The sequence below is a fragment of the Bartonella sp. LJL80 genome (assembly GCF_054871565.1).
On record NZ_JBTXLM010000008.1, the window covers coordinates 102,022 to 125,664 of the forward strand.

20 protein-coding genes and 2 tRNA genes are annotated in these 23,643 nt (G+C 48.8%); 10 read left to right on the forward strand and 12 right to left on the reverse strand.

The window, feature by feature from the left end; genetic code table 11:
- Window positions 1–134 precede the first annotated feature (134 nt).
- Window positions 135–473, forward strand: coding sequence for a helix-turn-helix domain-containing protein (locus ACYSNS_RS12285; protein WP_461723454.1), 339 nt, complete (start codon window positions 135–137; stop codon window positions 471–473).
- Here ACYSNS_RS12285 and ACYSNS_RS12290 read toward each other — a convergent pair.
- Entirely contained in the window at window positions 470–826 is a 357-nt protein-coding gene (locus tag ACYSNS_RS12290; RefSeq protein WP_461723455.1) for a helix-turn-helix domain-containing protein, read from the reverse strand. The two genes, ACYSNS_RS12285 and ACYSNS_RS12290, sit on opposite strands and share 4 nt — an antisense overlap.
- Window positions 827–1,492: 666 nt before the next feature.
- Here ACYSNS_RS12290 and ACYSNS_RS12295 point away from each other — a divergent pair.
- Both ACYSNS_RS12295 and ACYSNS_RS12300 read left to right on the forward strand, forming a co-directional pair.
- Window positions 1,493–1,735 carry a hypothetical protein gene (locus ACYSNS_RS12295; RefSeq protein WP_461723456.1) on the forward strand — a complete coding sequence of 81 codons (243 nt, stop codon included), beginning with the start codon at window positions 1,493–1,495 and terminating at the stop codon, window positions 1,733–1,735.
- Between the two features lie 82 nt (window positions 1,736–1,817).
- Complete coding sequence (locus tag ACYSNS_RS12300) at window positions 1,818–3,452, forward strand: recombinase family protein (RefSeq protein WP_461723457.1); 1,635 nt, start codon at window positions 1,818–1,820, stop codon at window positions 3,450–3,452.
- Here ACYSNS_RS12300 and ACYSNS_RS12305 read toward each other — a convergent pair.
- Together ACYSNS_RS12305 and ydiJ are read right to left on the reverse strand one after the other, a co-directional pair.
- Window positions 3,420–3,509, reverse strand: a tRNA-Ser gene (locus ACYSNS_RS12305). The genes ACYSNS_RS12300 and ACYSNS_RS12305 overlap by 33 nt on opposite strands.
- A 219-nt stretch (window positions 3,510–3,728) precedes the next feature.
- Window positions 3,729–6,722, reverse strand: coding sequence for a D-2-hydroxyglutarate dehydrogenase YdiJ (ydiJ, locus tag ACYSNS_RS12310; RefSeq protein ID WP_461723458.1), 2,994 nt, complete (start codon window positions 6,720–6,722; stop codon window positions 3,729–3,731).
- Between the two features lie 106 nt (window positions 6,723–6,828).
- Here ydiJ and ACYSNS_RS12315 point away from each other — a divergent pair, with 106 nt between their 5' ends.
- From ACYSNS_RS12315 to ACYSNS_RS12325, 3 genes are all read left to right on the forward strand, one after another.
- Window positions 6,829–7,710, forward strand: coding sequence for a LysR substrate-binding domain-containing protein (locus tag ACYSNS_RS12315; RefSeq protein ID WP_461723459.1), 882 nt, complete (start codon window positions 6,829–6,831; stop codon window positions 7,708–7,710).
- A 172-nt stretch (window positions 7,711–7,882) separates the two neighbouring features.
- Window positions 7,883–8,218 carry a hypothetical protein gene (locus tag ACYSNS_RS12320; protein WP_461723460.1) on the forward strand — a complete coding sequence of 112 codons (336 nt, stop codon included), beginning with the start codon at window positions 7,883–7,885 and terminating at the stop codon, window positions 8,216–8,218.
- A 10-nt stretch (window positions 8,219–8,228) separates the two neighbouring features.
- A complete protein-coding gene (locus ACYSNS_RS12325; RefSeq protein WP_461723461.1) occupies window positions 8,229–8,534 on the forward strand; it encodes a hypothetical protein in 306 nt (101 codons plus the stop codon).
- A 19-nt stretch (window positions 8,535–8,553) separates the two neighbouring features.
- Here the strand turns inward: ACYSNS_RS12325 and gstA are convergent, their stop codons facing one another.
- A complete protein-coding gene (gene gstA, locus ACYSNS_RS12330; RefSeq protein ID WP_461723462.1) occupies window positions 8,554–9,159 on the reverse strand; it encodes a glutathione transferase GstA in 606 nt (201 codons plus the stop codon).
- A gap of 481 nt (window positions 9,160–9,640) precedes the next feature.
- Between gstA and dusB the strand changes: the two genes are divergently transcribed.
- The 4 genes from dusB (at window position 9,641) to ACYSNS_RS12350 (ending at window position 13,375) form a co-directional block, all read left to right on the forward strand.
- Complete coding sequence (dusB, locus tag ACYSNS_RS12335; RefSeq protein WP_461723463.1) at window positions 9,641–10,627, forward strand: tRNA dihydrouridine synthase DusB; 987 nt, start codon at window positions 9,641–9,643, stop codon at window positions 10,625–10,627.
- The gene (locus tag ACYSNS_RS12340; RefSeq protein ID WP_461723464.1) at window positions 10,627–11,760 is read left to right on the forward strand and encodes a two-component system sensor histidine kinase NtrB; all 1,134 of its coding nucleotides are present in this window, start codon (window positions 10,627–10,629) and stop codon (window positions 11,758–11,760) included. The genes dusB and ACYSNS_RS12340 overlap by 1 nt, the downstream gene beginning before the upstream one ends.
- The gene (gene ntrC / locus ACYSNS_RS12345; RefSeq protein ID WP_461723465.1) at window positions 11,757–13,214 is read left to right on the forward strand and encodes a nitrogen regulation protein NR(I); all 1,458 of its coding nucleotides are present in this window, start codon (window positions 11,757–11,759) and stop codon (window positions 13,212–13,214) included. Before ACYSNS_RS12340 ends, ntrC begins: the two co-directional genes overlap by 4 nt.
- A 71-nt stretch (window positions 13,215–13,285) precedes the next feature.
- Window positions 13,286–13,375, forward strand: a tRNA-Ser gene (locus ACYSNS_RS12350).
- Between the two features lie 683 nt (window positions 13,376–14,058).
- Here ACYSNS_RS12350 and ACYSNS_RS12355 read toward each other — a convergent pair.
- The 8 genes from ACYSNS_RS12355 to ACYSNS_RS12390 all read right to left on the reverse strand — a co-directional run bounded on the left by ACYSNS_RS12355 (window position 14,059) and on the right by ACYSNS_RS12390 (window position 23,614).
- A complete protein-coding gene (locus ACYSNS_RS12355; RefSeq protein WP_461723466.1) occupies window positions 14,059–14,937 on the reverse strand; it encodes a tetratricopeptide repeat protein in 879 nt (292 codons plus the stop codon).
- Between the two features lie 366 nt (window positions 14,938–15,303).
- Window positions 15,304–16,278, reverse strand: coding sequence for an N-acetyl-gamma-glutamyl-phosphate reductase (gene argC / locus ACYSNS_RS12360; RefSeq protein WP_461723467.1), 975 nt, complete (start codon window positions 16,276–16,278; stop codon window positions 15,304–15,306).
- A 284-nt stretch (window positions 16,279–16,562) separates the two neighbouring features.
- On the reverse strand, window positions 16,563–17,402 hold the full coding sequence (locus ACYSNS_RS12365; RefSeq protein ID WP_461723468.1) for a dipeptide ABC transporter ATP-binding protein: 840 nt from the start codon (window positions 17,400–17,402) through the stop codon (window positions 16,563–16,565).
- Window positions 17,399–18,241 carry an ABC transporter ATP-binding protein gene (locus ACYSNS_RS12370; RefSeq protein WP_461723469.1) on the reverse strand — a complete coding sequence of 281 codons (843 nt, stop codon included), beginning with the start codon at window positions 18,239–18,241 and terminating at the stop codon, window positions 17,399–17,401. Before ACYSNS_RS12370 ends, ACYSNS_RS12365 begins: the two co-directional genes overlap by 4 nt.
- Window positions 18,242–18,244: 3 nt before the next feature.
- Window positions 18,245–19,150: an ABC transporter permease subunit gene (locus ACYSNS_RS12375; protein WP_461723470.1), complete on the reverse strand. Its 906-nt coding sequence runs from the start codon at window positions 19,148–19,150 to the stop codon at window positions 18,245–18,247.
- 8 nt (window positions 19,151–19,158) lie between these two features.
- Window positions 19,159–20,166 (reverse strand): ABC transporter permease subunit, encoded by a 1,008-nt coding sequence (locus ACYSNS_RS12380; RefSeq protein WP_461723471.1) that lies wholly within the window; start codon window positions 20,164–20,166, stop codon window positions 19,159–19,161.
- 61 nt (window positions 20,167–20,227) lie between these two features.
- The gene (locus ACYSNS_RS12385; protein ID WP_461723472.1) at window positions 20,228–21,832 is read right to left on the reverse strand and encodes an ABC transporter substrate-binding protein; all 1,605 of its coding nucleotides are present in this window, start codon (window positions 21,830–21,832) and stop codon (window positions 20,228–20,230) included.
- Between the two features lie 174 nt (window positions 21,833–22,006).
- A complete protein-coding gene (locus ACYSNS_RS12390; RefSeq protein ID WP_461723473.1) occupies window positions 22,007–23,614 on the reverse strand; it encodes an ABC transporter substrate-binding protein in 1,608 nt (535 codons plus the stop codon).
- Between the last annotated feature and the right edge of the window lie 29 nt (window positions 23,615–23,643).

The window sequence follows — 23,643 nt, forward strand, 5'->3', positions numbered from 1 at the left end:
TCGGGGATAGGTGTTGGGGATGCCTACTAAATGATCTCCCCACGCGGTGATGAATAAGTAGGACTGTCACGTAGCAGTTTTTCCGACACCTCAACACTTTTTGCAGTGTGTGCCCTGCATGTTGAGGGAAAATCATGAATAAGATTGATCCGATTGATGCTGCCGTGGGTGCTGCTTTGGCTGAAATCCGCATTAATAAAGGTGAAAGCTGCGAGGACCTTGCGCAAATAATTGCACAAACGCTGGAGCAAATAACGCTTTTTGAAATGGGCGCAATCCGCATTGACGCAACGTTATTGCAAAGAATAGCGGAGCATTATGACACTGGAGTGTCAACGTTCTTCAAAAAAACACCGGGTTATGAGAACCTCGATACGGGAGGAATGATAGAGCTATTTCGTGCTTACAATTCAATGTCGCCGGAACTTCAACAAAAACTCTTGACCATTCCAAAAAATATGGTGTCCAATTAATCGCAACCGCCAAATCGCTCAGAGCGATCAAGTGCGTCGGCGGTTCGCATCAATATTTCCCGATCCCTGACGTTCAGTTTGGTGAAGATGCGAAGCAGGGTCAGACCGTCGGCGGGATTAAGATCCAAAAACTCCAACTCTCCCCGCAGCGCACCGTCCAGTCTCGTATCACGAATTGAGCCACAAAAGAAAAGGCTCAACGGTTGATTAAGCAGGACAGATAGCTGGTAGCATATCTGGTCGCTAAGGCGTTTAGTGCCCGCTTCAAAGGCCTCATACAAAGACACCGGTATTTCGAGATGTTCGGCGACATATTCGGCGGACAGGCCACACTGTTTGCGCGCCGCTTTCAAATGATGACAAATTTCCTTCGTGATTTCATCAGAGGTTCTGAGTATTCATTCCACTCCCCATGTCACAGCACGCTCAACTGCGAAGTACTCCGGGGAGGTGGCTACAACTCTGATGGACAGCCTGAGATATTCGGATCTCCAAGGGAGAACCTATTGTATTTTCTAATCATCCAGACTTGAGTTCGTAAGTCTGGTACGGGAAACCTCTTTGATTCCATTGACAGATTGTCGATGACCACCACCAAAGCCAAAAACGACCGTCCATATTCCTGTGCGAAAACAATGCCTTGCATTTGGTTTCACCGGGTTTTTATCTTGCCTCCGCAAAGCCCGAATTAACCTTTAAAAAAAACGCGCTGAAACTACCCCTGTCCTATAGTTTCTTCTTTCCCCGCTTCTCCTTTCGGAGACAAGGTCGTAATGATCTTGATGCAGCATGATGCTTGATGGAGATGATCAGGTCTTGCGAGCAGAGTGAGCCGGTTTGGGCGGGGATTGGTTTTGTCGTTTTGGAGAGAGGTCTGTGCATGGGCATAGGACAAAGCTGTGGATAAGTCATGACCCAACTCCGCAGCATTTACGACCATTTACGTTCGCCTACCATGCCTTTGTTTTTACATTATTTCCCGTCTTTTCAATGGTCATTGCTTCTGGATAATGCGGGTCATGACCAGGCCTGCAAAATATTCCGACCGGAACATTGACGAGTATGAGGACGACGTGCCGCCGGATCTGCGTGATTATATGGCGCAGTTGCTCAAGAACAGCGGCAGGCCGCCGAAGCACGATATGTCGACATGGACAGTCGATGATGACTGGCCGAGGCCCGTGCCTGTCACACAAGCGGAAGTCGAGGTTTTCGAACGCTGGTTTGATGATATTTTTGCCGCACTTTTCGATAGGCCATGAAGCGGTTTTCCGTTACGATGTAGCTCATTGTAACAAGGCTGATTTCATTATTGCTATTACGATTTGAGCAAAGGATATTGCCATGACGCTTTCTGTGCGGGCAGCACTTTATTTGCGTGTTTCCACCACAAGGCAGGCCGAACACGATGTTTCCATTCCCGACCAGAAGAAACAGGGCGAAGCCTATTGCCTGTCACGTGGGTTCGAACTGGTGGAAACCTATGTCGAGGCTGGCGCCTCGGCAACCACCGACAAGCGGCCTGAATTCCAGCGCATGATTGAGGCGGGAACGCAAAAGCCACCCTTGTTTGATGTCGTTATTGTCCATTCTTTCTCACGCTTCTTCCGCGATCACTTCGAGATGGAGTTCTATATCCGCAAGCTGGCGAAGAATGGCGTCAGGCTTTTGTCGATCACGCAGGAGATGGGCGACGACCCGATGCATGTCATGATGCGGCAGATCATGTCATTGTTTGATGAATACCAGTCAAAGGAAAACGCCAAGCATGTGCTGCGCGCCTTGAAGGAGAATGCAAGGCAAGGGTTCTGGAACGGTTCAAGGCCGCCAATCGGCTATCGCACCGTAGCTGCCGAGCAGCGCGGCGCAAAGACCAAGAAGAAGCTTGAAATCGACCCGCTGCAGGCCGACACCGTGCGCATGATCTTCCGCCTGGCCCTCAACGGCACCGGCACATCGGGACCGATGGGCGTCAAGGCGATCGTCAACCATCTCAACCGGCACGATATCCGCACCCGTGACGGCGGACGCTGGGGCATCGGCCAGTTGCACCGCATTCTCACCCGCAAGACCTATATCGGCGAACATGAGTTCAACCGTCGTTCCAAGAAAAAAGAGAGAAAACCGGAAAGCGAGGTGGTAACGATTGCGGTTCCGGCGATCATCGACAAAGACACCTTCGAAGCGGTGCAGAATCACCTAAGATCGAGAAACCCGAAGGTATCGCCACCACGCGTTGTCAGCGGTCCGACGCTTTTAACTGGCATCTGCTTTTGCGACAAGTGCGGCGGCGCCATGACGCTCAGAACCGGCAAATACGGCCAGTACCGTTACTACATCTGTTCGACCAAGGCGCGCCAGGGTGAGATGGGATGCACCGGCATGACGGTGCCGATGGACAAGCTTGACACACTTGTCTCGGACCATCTTGAGCGCCACATCCTGCAACCGGCGCGCCTTGAAACGATCCTGCACACGGTTCTTGACCGTCGGCAGGAGCACACAGAAGAACGGCGCGGCCAGATTACCGAGCTCAACAAGAAGGCTGCGGAGACCGAGGCACGGATCAAGCGGCTCTATGACGCGATTGAAACCGGCGTAGCTGACCTTGATGATCCAGACCTCAAGGAGCGCATCCACCAGTTGAAAGCCCTGCGTGATGCCGCGCGGGCAGAATCAGCCCGCATCACCGCCATGCTCGACAGTTCGCAAAAAAAGGCAATCACCGCGCAGATGCTGGAACAATTTGCCGAGGCTGCTCGAAAGCGCCTGCGCGAACCATCAAGCGGCTACCGCCGTGAGCACCTGCGGGCACTCGCCCAACGGGTCGAGGTCGGAGAAGGCCGCGTTCGGATTATCGGTCACAAGGGAAATCTGTTGCGGGCGCTCGCCGGTTTATCAAAAGAAAAAACACTGCAAAATCAGGTTCCCACTTTTGTTCCGGAATGGCGGAGAGAGAGGGATTCGAACCCTCGATAGAGTTTCCCCTATACACGCGTTCCAGGCGTGCGCCTTCAACCACTCGGCCACCTCTCCAGCGAGGCGCAATATAGCTGGAAAGAGAGGCAGTTCAAGCTTAAACTTTGATTCAAGCGAATAAAATGCATAGGACTTCGAAATATCTATAAAAAACAATCATTAAACAATGACAAAACCGCAATTATAGCTGCTTTGAACAATTTTTGGTGACGCCATTTTAAGTTCCCTTTCAGATATTTTATGGAAAAATATCTGAAAAGGGACTTTTTGGTATTTTCAGTCGATTAAATCAAGCAAAGCCTCGATCGGGTGGCGTATTGCTGCGTGTCTAAAACGCTTGACTTGACTGCGACACGAGTATCCGGTTGCCAAAGCTTCTTCACCGGCATTTGCTGCATTATCCAGCGCGCCCTGCCATGATTGTTTGAATATTGTCTCGGACATATGTTTGTTGCTGCGTTCATGACCGAAAGTGCCTGACATGCCGCAACATCCGACCGGCTGCATGACCAGTTTGGCGCCGACGTTGTTGAAGACGCTCATCCACTGTGCCGTTGCCTTTACATCATTGGTTTTTTCGGTGCAGTGAGCAAGGAGCCTGAAGGTCTTATTTCGGTTGGTTTTTATGTTTGGCATCCGATCGTTCAGCCATTCCTGAGGCAGCAATATGTCAGGGCAAGCCAGATTTGCTATTTTGCGATATTCTTGCCGATAGACAAGTGTCATAGCGGGATCAATACCGACAAAGGGAATGCCGAACTGTGCAAGCTTTGATAATGCAGATGCATTGTTGCGGGCTGTCCTGTCGAACGCACTATTGAAACCCAAGACCTTCATTGCTTTGCCATTAGGGTTCAAAGGAGCAAGATAGACCTTGTACCCCAGTTTGGTTACAAGTTGAATGAAACGCGCCATCAATGGTGTTTCAAAGTAACGCGTGAAAGCATCTTGAACCAGAATGACGCTGCGCATGCGGTCATCGACGGAAAGTGTCGATAGTTTTTCAACAGTAGCGGTTTCAACCTTATATTGCCGAAGCAAGGCTGTCAGGTTGAAGCGGCTCAATTTCGGTGTGTCGACCAAGCCAATTATTTTTTCCGTCAAGCAACCAAGGAAAGGTGGTTTGAGCAAAAGATTGCCGATGCTTGGTGCCAGTGCCAAGAAAAAAACAATTGTTTCGAGCCGCGCGACCATATGCTCGCGAACGGGACGCAAATAACGCCGATAATAGATCTCCATGAAACGTGATTTCAAATCAGGAATGTTGACTTTGATCGGGCATTGCCCCACGCAGGATTTGCAAGCAAGACAGCCAGACATTGCCGCAAAAACCTCGTCGGTCAATGTCGGAACTTTCGGTTTTGTTATGCTATTGATGAAGCGGGTGGACAGCGCTGTCTGCTTGATAGCGCTACCGCCATTTTCAAGTCTGAGAAATTCGCGCATCATAGATGAACGGCCTTTTGGCGAATGCATCCTGTCCCGCGTTGCTTTATAGGATGGGCACATGGCATCGTTCAAATCGTAATTGAAACAGGCACCATTGCCATTACAATGCATCGATGGGCCATATTCTTTCCAAACGGCATTGGGAATTTGCTTGTCCATATCTGCCCGCAGGCCGACTTCATCCAAACGGGTCAACTGTTTTTCGCTGGCGGCGGCGGTGGCAATCTTGCCCGGATTGAGCTGGTTGAAAGGATCAAATGCGGCCTTTAATTGCTGCAGGCATGTGTAGAGCGGGCCGAAATAATGCGGTACATATTCCGAGCGCAACCCTTTTCCGTGTTCGCCCCAAATTACACCACCATAGCGATGGGTCAATTCCACCACGGCATCGGATATAGGCCGGATAAGTTTTGCATGATCGGGATTTTTCATATCAAGTGCTGGACGAACATGAAGAACGCCGGCGTCAACATGGCCGAACATGCCATATTCTAATTGGTGTTGGTCTAATAAAGCACGAAACTCGGCGATATAGTCGGCAAGCTTTTCCGGGGGCACAGCAGTATCTTCGACGAATGGTTGCGGACGGGCTTCACCTTCCATATTGCCCAACAAGCCAACTGCTTTTTTTCGCATATTATAGATAGCGGCAATGTCGGCCTTGCTGCTTGCAACCGTTTGGCCAAGCCGTTCAGGATTGGCTTCGTTCTTCAACATAGTGATAAAGGCTTGTGTGCGTGCTTCAACATCTTCGGCGTCATCGCCGCTGAACTCGACAAGATTAATGCCTTCGGTTTGGGTTGCAAAAGTGGGAAACCATGCTGAAACTGCTTGCCAGACATTATCCTGCTTGGCGAGCCCAAGTACACGTGAGTCAATCGTTTCGATTGATATTGGCCGGTGCTGCATCAGTGTCTGGGCATCGCTGAGTGCAGCCATGAAACCGGTATAGCTGATACTGACCAACCGGCTATGTTTGGGTATCGGCAAGATGTTGAGTTTGGCCTCGGTCAGAAATGCCAATGAGCCTTCAGCGCCGCATAAGATACTATTCAGGTTAAAGAGGTCGTCGTCCTGCACAAGATGGGCAAGATCATATCCGGTCAAACTGCGGTTTAATACAGGAAAGTGGTTTTTAATATCCTGCTGGCGGGTTTGGGCAATTTCGCGGGCGACACGGTAAATATTTCCGATCTTGTTTGATTGGGAGCAGAGTTGATCCAATGATGCCATGTCAACGGCTCGGCTTTGCAATTGGCTGCCATCGAGCAAAATCGCAGACAGTTCCAACACGTGATGACGGGTTTTTCCATAAGTGCAGCTTCCTTGACCGCAAGCATCGGTATTAATCATACCGCCAATGGTCGCACGATTGGATGTGGAAAGCTCGGGTGCGAAAAAGAAACCATGTTTTGCCAGTTCTGCATTCAATTGATCCTTGACGACGCCGGTTTGCACCCTGACCCATCGCTCATCGATATTGACTTCCAGAATATGGTTCATATGGCGTGAAAGATCGACAACAATGCCATCCGTCAAAGACTGGCCATTGGTACCAGTGCCGCCGCCGCGCGGGGTCAAGATGATTTTGCGCCATTTTTCCTGTGCGGCCAGCCGCATAATCAGCTGAATATCGGCGCTGCAGCGAGGATATAATACGGCCTGCGGCATGCGCTGATAGATTGAGTTGTCGGTCGCCATGATCAGCCGCCCGCCATAACTCGCTGCGATATCTCCGCTAAAACCGTTTTCAGCTATAAAGGTAATGAATGCGCTGTATAGCGCGTTTGGCTGCATTGCTGTTTTTAAAACTGGCGACATGTTACATCTTCATAATATTCATGAAAAGCGATACTGGGTTTCTATTTAAAGGCTAAAAAATCTGCTAACAAACATATTATTTACACCTATTACATGAGTTTTATGAATGAATCCTCGGCGTTTAACACCATCCATGTCACTTTTGCTGGCCTTTGAGGCAGCCGCGCGTCATGAGAGCTATACCCGTGCTGCCGAGGAATTGGCGCTGACACAAAGTGCCGTAAGCCGACAGGTGCAAACATTGGAAAAAATGATCGATGTTGCACTTTTCGTTAAAAACGGTCGCAAGATTGCGCTGACCGATGCTGGCCGCCTTTATAAGCAGGAGCTGGAGCCAGCGCTTGCCGCAATCAGGAATGCGACATTGCAAACCATAGCTTTCGCATCTGGCGAGGGCACGCTGAGGCTGACCGTGCTCCCCACATTCGGTACAAAATGGTTGCTTCCCAAGCTCAACGATTTCTATAAGACATTCCCCAATATCTCGCTTCACATCCACTCCAGCATCGCACCCGTCGACTTCCGTAAAAGTCAGACCGATGCGGCGATTTCAGTTGGAAGCGGGCAATGGGATGGCGGCTTTTGCGACCATCTCATGGATGAAGAACTGGTTGTCATAGGCCGGCCCGAAGACTTTCCCACGAATAGACATTGTAAGGCTGAAGATATTGCCAATCTTGTATTGCTCAACATCATCAATAATGCCGATAGTTGGGGGCGCTGGTTCGACCATTTTGGATTGCCGCGGCGCATGATGCGCCAAGGAGCCCATTTTGAATTGACCTCGCATCTCATCCAAGCTGTAAAAGCCGGGGTTGGCATTGGCTTGGTGCCAAAAGTGCTGGTCGAGGACGAGCTTGCAGCCGGTGAATTGTATAGCCCGCTTCCGGCCGTCAAAAGCACCCGTCAGTATTTTTTGGTCTATCCCGAGCGGAGTGCCGCATTGCCGTCGCTCATCAAATTCAGGCAATGGCTGTCAACACAATAGCCGAAACACCATCAAGCCACATTGCCATTGATTGGCATCTTGCTTTCAACGCTGGTTCACAATGGCTATAGGGCGATGGGAACCACTTACCCCAATACGCGTTAAAAGTGTATATTATCAATGCTTCGCCCCATTGTGGTGGGGTGAAAAAAGACTACTGAGAGGTGGCTTCATGTTTTTGCGTTACACCTTGAACCGCAATGTTTTGTTGACAGCACTTTGTGTTTCTATGGGCTTGTGTGCCTCGGCTACTGCATCCGAGGCCCTGAATCGACCAATCGAACAACAGCAAAGCATAAGTTTTGGAACAACAGAAACGGTTTTGAAGATTGGGCAAAACTCTTTCACCGAGCAGCAGGTGCGCGAGCATTTGCGTGGCAATGGCTTTGATAATGTTAAGCGCATTTTATTGGACGATAACGGCATATGGCGGGCCTTGGTAGACCATGAAGGCCATGATTATCTGATTTCCGTCGATTACTCCGGCAAGATAGTTGTCGAGAATTAAGGCGGCGGACATGACCAATATAGACGTGCAATTTCAAGCTTCTCGACTTGAACCTGTGATCCAAAAGCAGCCGACAAGACTGTCGATCATGAGGGAACCCATTTCAATCAGTACATTGATAGGCGGTGTGTCGGGCGCGATTATCGCATCTTTGGCAGCGACAGGTTATACGGCGATACCGGGGTTCGGGCCGGTTGTTGCCTCGGGTGGCCCCGTCGCCACTTTGGTTGGTTTGGCGGCGGGAACCGTTTTTGGATTTCTTGGCGGCCTTCTGATTGGCGCCTTGCTGCTTTTTGTTCCTGATACGGGTGTTTAAACCCGTCGCTTAGGAAACTCTAAGCAGCCTTTTCGGCATCCAGCGCTGTTTTGATGCTTGGGCGCTCCTTAAGCTTATCGACATAAGCCGCGATAGCCGGAAACTCATCAAGACTAAGATTGACATAATGGCACCAGCCCAGAACGGTGAATAAATAGGCATCGGCCACTGTAAAACGTGCACCTACCAGATATTCAGAACCTTCCAACTGGGTTTCAACCAGTTTCAAACGGTCTTTGATCTTGTTGATAGCCTGTGTTTTATCTGCTTCGCTCGCGGCACTGTTGAATAGCGGGCCGAAGTTTTTATGAATTTCCGTGCCGATATAGTTTAACCATTCCTGCACCTTGGCGCGCTCAAACGTACCAGCCTTTTCTGCAAGAAGCTTTTCCGGTTTCAGGTCAGCCAAATATTGCACAATGGCTGGACCCTCGGTAATCAAACGGCCGTCGTCAAGTTCCAATGCTGGGACATAGCCTTTCGGATTGATTTTCAGAAAGTCGCTGCCGCTTGCGGTTTGCTTTTTGCCCAAATCCACCTTTTCCAATGTGAGCGGTATTCCCGCTTCCAAAGCCACAATATGCGGCGATAAGGAACACGCACCGGGTGAAAAATATAATTTCATGACGATTATCCTTCTAAATTTCAATTGCATTTTCGATAGATCACTTGATGACTGCGCTACTGCCGCGTCATACTGCAACTATCCTACACCCTGAAGCTGCAATCAACCGATCAATTTCTGGTCATTGTCATTGGCCTTTCTGATTTGGCCCATCGCTTCCTAAGGCGTGTACCAAAAATGGGGATCGGTTTCTGGGTAAATCACTTGGCTTTGGCTTTCCTTCGCGCATCTCTTTGCTGTTTAGAGCGGTTCTTGATTGATGTGAGTTATCAATCGGATAAGATACCGCGACAAATTAAAAGCTTGAGACGCGCCGGCCGGACAATAAGGACAATAGCGACCAAAGTGATAAATGGCCAAATTGCCCAGCACAAAAACCGCGCGCACAAACATTGATCAATACAAGCGGCATTGCGTTTTCTTGAAAAAATGGTTAAGGATTAGGCGTTTCCTCAATTGCACAACATTAAGGCACTCTGGATTGTCGCTGCTCGATACCCCGCTTAAAGTCAAGGATATTGTGTTTAGAAACCGGGTGTTTCTGGCGCCGATGTCGGGTGTCAGCGATCTGCCTTTTCGGCAGCGCTGCTGGCAAAGCGGTGCCGGTATGGTTGTATCGGAAATGGTGGCCAGTGCCGAGCTTTGTGCCGGTTCGCCCGAAAGCCTTTTGCGCATGAATGGCAATGGTCTGCCGCAGCATATCGTGCAACTGGCCGGGCGAGAGGCCGAATGGATAGGCCGTGCTGCAGAAATCGCGCAAGATTGCGACGCCGATATGATCGACATCAATATGGGGTGTCCTGCCAAAAAGGTCACCGGCGGATATTCCGGTGCGGCACTCATGCGCGATATCCCCTTGGCCATGTCTTTGATAGAGGCCGTGTTGAAAGTTGCGCGGGTGCCGGTTTCGTTGAAAATGCGGCTTGGCTGGGACGAACAGAACATCAATGCGCCAGAACTTGCAAAATTGGCGGAACAGGCCGGCATTGCCATGATAACGGTACACGGGCGCACGCGAATGCAGTTTTATACCGGCAAGGCCGATTGGGATGCATTAAAGGCTGTTCGCGATGTCATATCTGTTCCCCTCATTGCCAATGGCGATATAACGAACCGCAGCGATGCTGATGAGTTTATGCGCCGTTCTGGTGCCGATGCTGTGATGATTGGCAGGGCGGCTTGCGGGCAACCGTGGCTTTTAGGCGAGATTGCAGGCAATCCATTTACACAGGATCTGGCGCATTATATTTGCGCGCATTATCGCGCTATGGTTGACTATTATGGTGAGACCACCGGCCCGCGCCATGCGCGAAAACATCTGGACTGGTATTTGCAAAAGCATTCAATTGGGCAGGTTCATGACGTGGAGCGCCGAGAAATCCTCACATCCAGTCAACCGGAAAATGTTTTAACAATGCTTGATGATATTTTTTCCCGTCTGCCCAGCAGCACAAAAGAGGTAGCTTGATGGCTGTCAATAACCAGAAATATCCGGTACAAAACCTTGCAGCGCTGGTTTTGGATGCTGTGCGCCATCCCGTTATCCTTGTCGATGGCGATGATTTTATTGCCTATGCCAATGCCGATGCAGAGCAGTTTTTCAAAGCCAGTTCCGCTGTCCTGGCGCGCAGCAAGCTTGATGCTTTCCTGCCCTTTGGGAGCCCGCTTCTTTCACTGATTGCGCAAGTGCGCGAGGCGCCGAAACCGGTCAATGAATATCGCGTCGACCTGTCTTCGCCCAAACTCGGCCACGATAAGCTCGTCGATATTTTCGTGCAGCCCCTTTCAGATATCCAAGGTGGCGTTGTCATCTTGTTTCAAGAAAAATCCATGGCCGAAAAACTTGACCGGCAGATGACCCATCGCGGTGCCGCACGGTCGGTAACGGGCCTGGCATCAATGTTGGCGCATGAAATTAAAAATCCGCTTTCAGGTATACGCGGTGCGGCACAATTGCTGGAAAGTGTTGTCAGCGATGATGACCGGCAGTTGACACGGCTTATCACCGATGAAACAGACCGCATTGTTGCTCTGGTTGACCGGATGGAAGTTTTTTCCGATGAACGCCCAATCGAACGCTTCCCCGTCAACATCCACACCGTGCTTGATCACGTAAAAGCGGTAGCCAAAAACGGTTTTGCTAAAAACATCAAATTTATCGAGAAATATGATCCGTCTTTGCCGCCGGTTTTTGCCAATCGCGACCAGCTTGTGCAAATTTTTCTCAATCTCGTTAAAAACTCGGCAGAAGCTTTGACCGATCGTGACAATGCGACAATTACGCTGACATCATCCTATCGCCCAGGGATAAGGCTTTCGGTACAGGGCCGTCAGGATAAGGTCGCGCTTCCAATGGAATTCTGTGTCGAAGATAACGGTGCCGGCGTACCGGCCGATATTCAAGAACACCTGTTTGATCCTTTTATCACCAGTAAGCCCAATGGTTCCGGCTTGGGTTTGGCGCTGGTTGCAAAACTGGTCAATGATCATGGCGGCGTTGTCGAATGCGATTCACAACCGGGACGAACGACATTTCGTGTCCTTTTACCCATGTGGCGGCCTGAAGATTTGGATGATGAGAAAAGCGGAGATCAAAGATGAGTAAAGGGATGATTCTTGTTGCCGATGACGATGCGGCTATCCGTACCGTTCTCAATCAGGCGCTGTCGCGTGCCGGATACGATGTCAGGGTTGCTCCCAATGCCGCCACGCTCTGGCGCTGGATTGCCAACGGAGACGGCGACCTTGTCATAACCGATGTCGTTATGCCGGATGAAAACGCCTTTGATCTTCTGCCACGTATCAAAAAAGCGCGTCCTGAAATTCCCGTCATCGTTATGAGTGCGCAGAATACCTTCATGACGGCCATAAAAGCATCGGAGGCCGGTGCCTATGACTATCTCCCCAAGCCTTTCGATCTATCGGAACTGATTAACATTGTCGGCCGTGCTATGGCTGAACCCCGTCGCCAAAGCGAAAAAACGGTTCCCGACGATAGCGGTGATACGATGCCGCTTGTCGGGCGCTCGCAAGCCATGCAGGAAATATACCGCATTCTTGCAAGAATGATGCAGACAGATCTGACGGTGATGATTACCGGTGAATCCGGTACAGGCAAGGAACTTGTAGCGCGTGCGCTGCACGAGTATGGGCGTCGGCGCAAGGGGCCGTTTATCGCCATTAATATGGCCGCCATCCCTAAGGACCTTATCGAATCCGAGCTTTTCGGCCATGAAAAAGGTGCCTTCACCGGTGCCAATATGCGTTCAAGCGGTCGTTTTGAACAAGCCAATAGCGGTACACTTTTTCTCGACGAAATCGGCGACATGCCGATGGAGGCACAAACACGGCTTCTTCGTGTTCTGCAGCAGGGCGAATATATGACCGTTGGTGGCCGGACGCCGATTAAAACCGATGTGCGGATTGTTGCAGCCACCAATAAGGATCTCCATCAGCTCATCAATCAGGGACAATTCCGTGAAGATCTGTTTTATCGCCTGAATGTGGTGCCGCTGCGCATTCCTTCACTCCGCGAACGCGCAGACGACATTCCCGATCTCGTCCGCCACTTCTTCAAATTGGCAGCTGATGAGGGGCTTGCGCTCAAGCATATCAGCAATGACGGCCTTGAGTTGTTGCGGCGCTATTCGTGGCCGGGCAATGTGCGCGAGCTGGAAAACCTCATCCGAAGGCTTGCAGCGCTCTATCCACAAGAAGAAATTGCCATCGATGTTATCGAAACCGAACTGAAAAACGAGATGCGCAGCTTTGAAAGTCAGGATGGCGTCGCAATCAACGAAAATATGACAATCGCGCAGGCGGTTGAACTGAATATGCAAAAATATTTTTCTTCTTTCGGTGAGGAATTGCCGCCATCGGGCTTGTATCATCGCATTCTGGCCGAGGTTGAATATCCCTTGATCTTGGCGTGTCTTACGGCCACAAAAGGCAACCAGATCAAGGCTGCCGAGCTCTTAGGGGTCAATCGCAATACACTGCGTAAAAAGGTGCGCGATTTAGGGGTAAACATCTATCGCGGCACACGACCAGCCTAAAAGAATGATAAAAAGCATAAATTGGTGATTGATTTTTAGCAGGAACCTTGTAAAGACAAACTTATCCTTACGGAGGGGTGGCCGAGCGGTTTAAGGCACCGGTCTTGAAAACCGGCGTGCAGGAGACTGTACCGTGGGTTCGAATCCCACCCCCTCCGCCATTTAAGCTTCTATTTCGGTTTTGTAGTTGCAAGTGATCAACGAGATTGAAAGAAATCCGTCGCTCAGCGGGCTACCATTATGTTTGAGATCTGTTGCCATGAATGCAAGTGGTGAATCTATAGCCGAAGCACGCCTTTTGGTTATTATGCATCCGATTTGTATCCGTCTAGCTATAGTCAGGTTGAGAATATTTTAGATGATCCAGGTGTCGATATCCATGAAGAAACGATTTGTCACCGTTTCTATGTTAAGTAGCTTGAGTGTCCGTTTCATTGGTAAAAACGCATGGCGGTCAATGCTAGAAATCAGTGGTATTTGGATAAAAACTTCGTAAAAATCTACGTTGCGCAATATTAGTTTTTGGTGTGCTTTTTTTAATGAAGATCAGGCTATTGAACACAATGTTTCAAGGCAGCACAATGACCACGCCGCCAAAAAGTTCATATTAAAGTTCTTGAAAAAAAATCGCTAACGGAAGCTTACATCTACGAACTGGCTTGTATTCTATGGTTCGTTTTCCATAAAAAGACACCGCGCTAGGATTAGTCGTAAAACATGAAAATGGGTCTAATGATATTATTAAGCTTAGTTTTAGCGAAATAGAAAGCAAATAAAGAAATGGTTTCACGCTGCATAGACTAATGATGTTGTAACCTACAAATTACGGATAGATACAATCTGCTTATTCACAATGCGTGTAATGTGATTGAATACAGCTTTGTGCGGCCTGACTGGCAACATTGATCTCGTCACTTGTCATTTTGTCTTTGAGGTTTTGTAAAGCTTCACGTGCCACGGCGCTATCAGTTGCAGCTAAACTAATCCAAAGATAGGCTTTATGATTGTTTTGCGGTACGCCCCAGCCATGAACGTAAAGGTAGCCGAGATTTAACTGCGCATTTTTATTCCCGAGAACTGCGGCTTTTTTGTACATTTGACGTGCTTGGGTGTAATCTTTTTGCCTCAAATAGAGCAAGCCCAGATTGCTTTGCGCATCCGTGTCTCCTTGTTCCGAAGCCTGTTCGTACCAATAGATAGCTTTTTCCCGATCTTCAAACAGAGCAATCCATTCCCCGTCGATTTTAGTCAATATACCAGCATCATAAATTACGCCCAAAGCAAATTGCGCATCGACGTTTTTCTGTTGAGCTGCTTTTAATAGCCAAAAAATTACTTTTTCAGGCTGTTTGCTGCGAGAATCAATATCGAGATAAAACATACCGAGCTCGAATTGCGCTTCGGCATCGTTTTGTGTAGCAGCCTTTTTTAGCCAAGCTTCTGCTTCTTGGTAATTTCGCCTAACGCCTTCACCATTGCTATAACATATCGCAAGATAGAGTTGTGCCTTCGTATCCCCTTGTTCTGCTAGTGGTTTAAATTGTGCAAAGGCTTTTTCATAGTTGCCTCTATCGTACTCTTTTACCGCTTGATGATAGGGTGTAGTAGCATCCAAGTCTGTGGTTTGCGCCGATGCATTAAGGTTGTACCCCAAAATAATAATAAGAATAGTATAAACATATCGCTTCAATTTTGTTTTTCCGTTTTTTGAATATATTTTCATACCAAATTTCATTATATTATTATATTACGTTATATATATTATTTATTGGATATTTAATATAGTATAAAAAGATTTTTGTGATATATAATATTTAGGTTTTATATGACTGGACATCTAGCCTTAATGTAGAGTTTCCAACGTATCGAGACCTTTCGCTATAAAACCGACAATGCATTCATGTCGATTGCAACGTGATCGCCACGTTTGTAAGTGTCAAGGTTTACGTTTACATTTGCCGACAGGTTTGAACGTGTACGAACCTTAAAAACGTCATGAAATCGAACATAGCAGCGGCACGTTAAAAATATCGAAGCGTTGAGCCGGCGGGTTGGGATTCTTTTCTTTTGCTGCGGTAACAGTTTCTTTTTACGGCCATAGTGGTGCGCCATCCAAACCGGTGGTTTCGTTCAACCCGCAAATCAAATTTGCATTCTGTACTGCTTGCCCAGCAGCACCTTTGCCGAGATTGTCTATAGCTGCCATCGCGATAACCAAATGACGCGCAGGATCGGCTGCATAACTGACAAATGATAGGTTAGATCCGGCTGCCCATTTCGTTTGCGGCGGCGCATCCGTCACACGGACAAATGCCCTATCGGCATAGAGTTGTTTGGCTGCACCCATGCAGTCTTGCGTCGTTGCTTTGCCACGGCAATAAATGGTGACGAGCACCCCGCGTGTCATTGGTACCAGATGTGGCGTGAACACCAAACCCGCCGCACTCCCCCCACTTAATTTCTCAACGCTTGTGGAAATTTCTGGCATGTGAACATGTTTGAGAAGGCCATAGGCGTACAAATTTTCATTACTTTCGGCAAAGCCAAACTTGCTTTCACCGCCTCTACCAGCGCCGGAAATACCTGTTTTAGCATCGATTATGATGTGGTCAGGTTCAATCAGCCCGTTGATCAAAAGTGGGGCTAAAGCATTAAGTGTCGCAGCGGGAAAGCAGCCAGGATTGGCAATACGATTCTTGCCTTTGATGTGCTCAGGCCAAACATCGGCCAAACCATAAGTCCAACCTTCTTTATAACGGTGGTCGCCACCTATATCGACGATTTTAACGCCATCAGGGACGCGCGATAACGCTTCTGAAGAGGCGCCAGTAGGTAAAGAGGCAAATAAGATGTCCAGATGGGGTAATTTTTCCGGATCCCATTTTTCGATAACCAGATTTGCGATTTTTGCGGGCGCTCCGGGAAAGCGGTCAACAAGTTTGCTACCGGCACTCCCCTCACCAGCCGCATAAACAAGATTGAAAGAGGGGTGGTTTGATATAAGGCGCATTGCCTCACCGCCGCCAAAACCGCTTATCCCGACAATACCGACACGAATACTCATCTCATTTTACCCCGCCTGAAACAAAGCTATCATCACTATGTTATGTGCAAATAAAGATGAGGATAAGGGGCAAGTCAATAGGGCTGAAGCGTATAGAGAACTTCAGCGATGCCGATACAATTCATGTGATGGACATGTGCTGCCGTGTTCAGCGGATACGGTTTTAATTTATGAATGCAACAGTAGAAACATCAAGGTATATATACTTTACCATCTTCTGATGGACGGAATGATCCTTTTGCCCAAAACCGCTATCCTTACGCGAGATAAGCGGTACAACAGGATCAAGTTGCCTGCATTGCAATACGGCGGGACAACCGCGCACGGATTGCTTCAGCATCGGCCGTAGGCGTCGCGGCGAAGAGCTTTTTGGTATATTCATGTTGTGGGTTTGAAAAAACTGCCTCCCGTGTTCCATATTCAACAATCTCTCCAAAATACATCACCATGACTGTATCCGCGATATATCGAACGACAGAAAGGTCGTGGCTGATGAAGATATAGGTAAGATCATATTCCTCTTGGAGATCGGCAAGCAGGTTCAAAACTTGCGCTTGCACGGAAAGATCAAGTGCCGAAACGGGTTCGTCCAACACCAATATTTTCGGGCGAAGCATCAAAGCGCGCGCGATGGCAATACGCTGTCTTTGTCCGCCGGAAAACATATGTGGATAGCGGTGGTAGTGTTCCGCTGGCAGGCCGACCTTGACGAGCATTTGCTCGGCTGCTTGGCGACGCTCTTGCGCGGTCATCTGTGTGTTAAGCAATAATGGCTCTGTCAGCGCATCCCCGATTTTTTGCCGGGGATTGAGCGAACCATAAGGGTTTTGGAAGACGATCTGCACCTTCTGTCGCATCTTCGTGGTCACGGCTGTGTGTGCGATATCGATGGTTTCGCCGTCAATCACCAGTGTACCAGATGTTTGTGGATCGATAAGGCTGAGTATGCGGGCGAGGGTGGATTTTCCGCATCCCGACTCGCCGACAATTGCCAAAGTCTTACCGCGCTCCACCTTGAACGATACCCCATTGACCGCATGCAACACCCGCTTTGGTTTGAATAAACCGGCAGAGCTCGTATAGTCCCGCATAAGGTCTTTGGCTTCGACCATCACATCTGTCATACTGCGCTTTCCTGTGCTTGCATAAAATCGGCGACTGTAGGTAATCTACGTCCAACGGCGTTCTCTGGCAAAGCTGCCAAAAGTGCTTTCGTATAAGGGCTTTTCGGACTTTCAAACAGCGTTAGCACGTCCGCCTCTTCCATCTTTTCGCCCTTATACTGTACGACGACCCGATCTGCTGTTTCAGCAACAACGCCCATATCATGGGTAATCATGATCACGCCCATATTGTGGCGATGTTGCAGGTCAAGTAGCAGGTCCAATATCTGCTTTTGGATTGTGACATCCAGTGCGGTGGTTGGCTCATCTGCGATAAGCAGTTTGGGATTACATGCGATTGCCATTGCAATCATAATACGCTGGCACTGTCCCCCCGACATTTGATGAGGAAAGCTCTTCAAGCGCTTTTCCGGTTCAGGTATGCCAACAGCATGCAGAAGTTCAATCGCCTTGTGGCGGCGTGCGCGCCCCTTCAATCCGAGATGTGCTTTCAGCACCTCTTCAATTTGATATCCGGCAGTAAAGCAGGGGTTCAAACTGGCTATTGGCTCCTGAAAGATCATCGAAATATCATTCCCGATGATCTGGCGTTTTTGCTTGGGGGTAAGCGACATCAGATCGCGTCCTTCAAACATCATGCAATCTGCGTTGACTTGTGCCGTTTTGGGTAAAAGCCCCATGACGGCCAGCATGCTGACGGACTTTCCTGAACCGGACTCGCCCACTATTGCCAGGACTTCGCTCTTTTCAACGGTTATATCGATACCCTTCACGGCATAAAACGGTCCCGCCGCGGTATCGAAATAAACACTGAGGTTACGGATTTCCAACAGTGCCATTGATCAGCTCCTTTTCAACTTCGGATCAAGCGCATCGCGCAATCCGTCGCCCATGAGGTTTATTGCCAAAACTAGGATCAAAATGGCTAATCCGGGAAACGTCACGATCCACCACGCGCTGGAAATGAACTCGCGAGCATCGGCAAGCATAGTACCCCATTCAGGTGTCGGCGCCTGCGCGCCCATCCCCAGAAAGCCGAGTGCGGCTACGTCAAGGATAGCATTTGAAAATGAAAATGTTCCTTGTACGATAATAGGCGCCAAACAGTTCGGCAGAATTGTTTTGAACATTTGGCGTATTCGTCCAGCACCAGCAAGTTTTGCCGCCACGACATATTCTCGGTTTTTCTCCGCAAGAACGGCCGCCCGCGCAAGTCGCACGAAATGCGGTTGCAAAGCAACGGCAGTGGCAATGATGGCGCCTTGCAGGCCATAGCCGACAATATTGACCAGTACCAGCGCCAAAAGCAGGGACGGGAAGGCCAGAACGACGTCCATGATACGCATAATGACGGTTTCGATGATACCGCCAAAGTAACCCGCTATCACACCCACAATTACGCCTAAAATCATGGCGGCCAATGATACGACAACACCGACAAGAAGCGAATAGCGCGCACCATGCAAAAGCCTTGAGAGAATATCACGTCCGACAGCGTCCGTGCCGAGAATAAAGTCCCATGATCCGCCTGTTTGCCAAACCGGTGGCTTTTGCATTGCCTCGCGAAATTGCGTTTCATAGCCATAAGGCGCGATCAATGGCGCCAAAATAGCCAGTGCTACGATTGTTATGAATACAATCAATCCAATGACCGCGCCACGGTTCAATTTGAACGTAAACCAAAACTCGTTCAACACCTCATTGCGCACGGATTTGGGTGCTTTTATTGTTATATTTGTTTCACTCATCACACACCTCAATTATGCCGTACACGTGGGTTGATCAGGCCGTAGAGAAGATCGACAACAAGATTGACGACCATGACCAGCATGGCAATCAAAAGTAAGCCCCCTTGCACGGCCGCATAATCACGACGCGAGATAGAGTCGATCATCCATTTGCCGACGCCCGGCCAAGAAAAGATGGTTTCAGTTAGAATAGCGCCGCCCATTAAAACACCGATTTGCAGCCCTATGGTCGTAATGACAGGGATAAATGCATTGCGTAATGCGTGAATGCCAACGACCCTGAAATTGCTAAGCCCTTTCGCGCGCGCTGTTCGTACATAGTCTTCACTAAGAACTTCAAGCATCGCAGAACGGGTTTGACGTGCGATGACAGCCAGAGGAATTGTCGCTAACACAATGGTTGGCAAAATCAGATGTGACACGGCGGAAACAAACGCGCCCTTCTCGCCCGAAAGCCAACTGTCGATCAGCATAAACCCCGTCGGTTGATCAAAATAATAGAGCAGTGATATACGGCCGGAGACAGGAGTCCATCCAAGCGTTCCGCTGAACAGCATGATCAACAAAAGCCCCCACCAGAAAATAGGCATGGAATAGCCCGTAAGGGCCAGTCCCATTGACGTTTGATCAAACCAGGAACCACGTTTAACAGATGCGATAACACCGGCTGGAATGCCAAGAATAATGGCCAATAGGATTGCACATAAAGCGAGTTCCAGCGTTGCGGGAAAAAGCGTAAAAAATTCGCTGACCACACTTTGTTTGGTAACGAAGGACATGCCCAAGTCGCCATGTAGTACACCCCAGAGATACTCGAAATATTGCTGCCAGTAAGGCCGGTCAAAACCGAATTGCGCCATAAGCTGTGCGTGGCGTTCTGGTGATACGCCCCTTTCTCCCGCCATCAATAAAACCGGATCGCCGGGCAAAGTTCGCACGAAAATAAATGAAACGAGCGTGATGCCCAAAAAAGTCGGAACAATATAGCCTATCTTTTTAAAAAAGTAGCGCAGCATAGTAAAACTCCAAACCGGACGAAGTGTATTGCTTCATCCGGTTTTAAAATGATCTTATAATCTATTCTTCGATATCCACGGTTCCGAAACGGTAACCTGTCACGGGATAGAGGACAAAGCCGGTTACTTTTTTCGACATCGGCATATAGACGGTGGAGTGGTCCAAGGTCAGCCAGGGTGCTTGTTGCTTGAAGATGACCTGTGCTTCTTCATAGAGTTTCGCACGGTCTGCTTGGTCGCTGATAATTTTTGCCTTCGATATCAAGTCGTCAAACGGCTGGTAGCACCAGCTTGCATAGTTGTTGGTGCCGATAGCGGTGCAGCTATTGAGGACACCAAGGAAGTTGTCTGGATCACCATTGTCACCCGTCCATCCCATGATGATTGCACCATCGCGGTCTTTTTCTTTGCCGGCTTTCAGGTATTCACCCCATTCCATCGAAATGATCTCGGCTTTGACACCAACTTTGGCGAAATCCGACTGTATAAGCTCGGCTGTTCGACGGGCATTAGGCATGTAAGGTCGGCTGACAGGCATAGCCCAGATTTTCATCTGCAGATCTTTGACACCGGCCGCCTCAAGCATTGCCTTTGCTTTGACAGGGTCGTACACGTCATCTTCGATGTTGTTGTTGTAACCCCACATTGTCGGGGGAATCGGGTTTTTGGCAATCAACCCGCCACCATCGAAAATAGAGTCGATGATTGCCTTTTTATTGACTGCCATATTCAACGCTTGACGGACTTCAACTTTATCAAACGGTGCCTGCGTGGTGTTGTATGCCATATAAGCAATATTCAGTCCCGGACGCTCGATTACTTTCAAATTTGGATCGGCTTTCAATGCCTTTACGTCGGCGGGGGCAGGGTAGGGAATGATATGACATTCGCCAGCTTTCAATTTTTGTGTACGCACGGCAGGGTCTGTGGTGATAGCGAAAACAAGATTGTCGATTTTCGGTTTACCCTGATAAAAATCGGCATTGGCCTTATAGCGGATGATGGCATCTTTTTGGTAGGCTACGAAACTGAAAGGCCCGGTTCCAACCGGTTGCTGATTAAACAGCGCCTGTTTTCCCGCTTTTTCCAGCTGATCGGCATATTCCTTGGAATTTATCGAAATAAAAGCCATGGCAAGATTGGCGAGAAACGGTGCTTCTGGCCGGTTGAGCACAAATTTTACCGTTTGATCATCAACTTTGACGATGTCCTTAATCAAGCCTTGCAGCCCCATGCTTTCAAAATATTGGTAGCTGACGCCGGGCATATAATTATGCCACGGATTGGATGGATTGCGCGCCCGATCAAAGGTGAAAATGATATCGTCGGCATTGAGTTCTCGCGTAGGGGTGAAAAAAGATGTCGTTTGGAACTTTACATTCTTGCGCAGATGGAAGGTGTATTCCAACCCATCATCGGAGATATTCCAGCTCTCGGCGAGACCGGGGATAACACCTGTTTTTTCGGGATTAAACTCAACCAGCCGGTTATAGATTGTCCATGCGGCGGCATCGTTGGTGGTGCCACCGGTATAAAGTGCCGGGTCAAACCCTTCCGGCGAGGCTTCCGAACAATAGACAAGGGTCTTGGCAGAAGCACTATTGGCCACGGAAAACATCGAGCCGGCAACGATAGTGGCGGCACAGAGAGCTTTAAACACTGTCAACTTTATCTCCTCACTCCAGATTTTTATCAAAAACTATTTCGACCATGCGTTCAAGCATTAATGGCCGTCCGCGATAATATGTTATAAAATTGCTTAAAGTTGTTGTCAAAAACAACATAAATGCGTCAGATGTCGATGAAAGCGAATGGCATTCCATTCGCTTTCTACTATGCGCTATTCTTCTATATCAACGCCGTCAAAACGGTGAATACCAACGGGATCCATAACGTAGTTTTTTACCTTTTTTGACATTGGCATGAAAACTGTGGAATTGGCGATGACCAGCCAAGGCGCTTGTTCTTTAAAGACGACTTGCGCTTGCTCGTAAAGTTCGGTGCGCTTTGCATGGTCGTTGGTTACTTTTGCTTCTTGAATCAGTTTTTCAAACGGCTGATAGCACCAGCGTGCATAATTATTGGTGCCGATCGATACACAGGAATTCAACACGCCCAAAAAGTTGTCAGGATCGCCATTATCGCCCGTCCATCCCATAAGAACAGCGCCATCACGGCCTTTTTCATTAAGCGCCTTGAGATATTCGCCCCATTCCATTGAGACGATTTCAGCACTTACACCCACTTTTGCAAGGTCGGCCTGCATGAGCTCAGCCGTTCTTCGGGCGTTCGGCATATAGGGGCGGCTCACAGGCATAGCCCAAAGTTTCATTTTCAGGTCTTTTATACCAGCCTTATCGAGCAAGTCCTTAGCAGCCTTCGGATCATAGACATCGTCAGCGATATTTTGATTATACGACCACATTGTTGGTGGAATAGGATTTTTTTCAACCCGTCCCGAACCCTCATACACAGCATCTAAAATGCTTTTTTTATTAATGGCCATATTCAACGCTTGACGGACTTCAACCTTGTCGAAAGGTGGCTGTTCGGTGTTGTATGCCAAATAGGCGACATTGAGGCCTGGCTGTTCCTGTACCTGTAAATTACTATCAGCCCGCAAGCCGGCTATATCCGCTGGTACCGGATAGGATGCTATCTGACATTCGCCGGCTTTCAGTTTTTGTATGCGTACCGCCGGGTCAAGCGTTATAGCGAAAACGAGATTATCCAAAGGTTGTTTGCCTGCGAAATAATCCGGATTGGCTTTGTAGCGGATGATTGCATCTTTTTGATAGGCTACAAAAACAAACGGGCCAGTGCCAACCGGCTGTTGGTTCATCAATTCCATCTTTCCGTCGGCCTGGAGTTTGTCGGCATATTCCTTTGAGACAATCGATGCGAAGTCCATTGCCATGTCAGCCAAAAACGGTGCCTGCGGTTGGTTAAGTGTGAATTTGACGGTGTGGTCATCGACCTTTTCGATGCTTTTGAGCAACGAGCCCATGTCCATGCTATCGAAATACTGCCAAATGATACCGGCTGTATAATTGTGCCATGGGTGCTCTTTTTTCCACTGGCGTTCAAATGAGAAGATGACATCATCAGCATTCAAATCACGTGTTGGCGTGAAGAAAGCTGTTGTCTGAAATTTAACGCCTTGACGTAAGTGAAAAGTATATTCCAAACCATCGCTGGAAACGTCCCAACTCTGCGCCAGACCGGGAACAATATTGGTTGTGCCTTTTTCAAATTCTACCAGTCTGCTATAAACCGTTCTGCTGCTTGCATCAAAGGTTCCACCGGCGGTGTAGGCTGACGGATCAAACCCTTCCGGCGATGCTTCCGAGCAATAAACAAGCGTCTTGGCATTGACTGATGAGCCTAAGCCGATCACGATCGATGCGGTGGCTGTCGCAAGGAGTAGTTTTTTAAAAGCATTTGTCATTCTGTGTCCTCTCATTTTTCATTCAAACA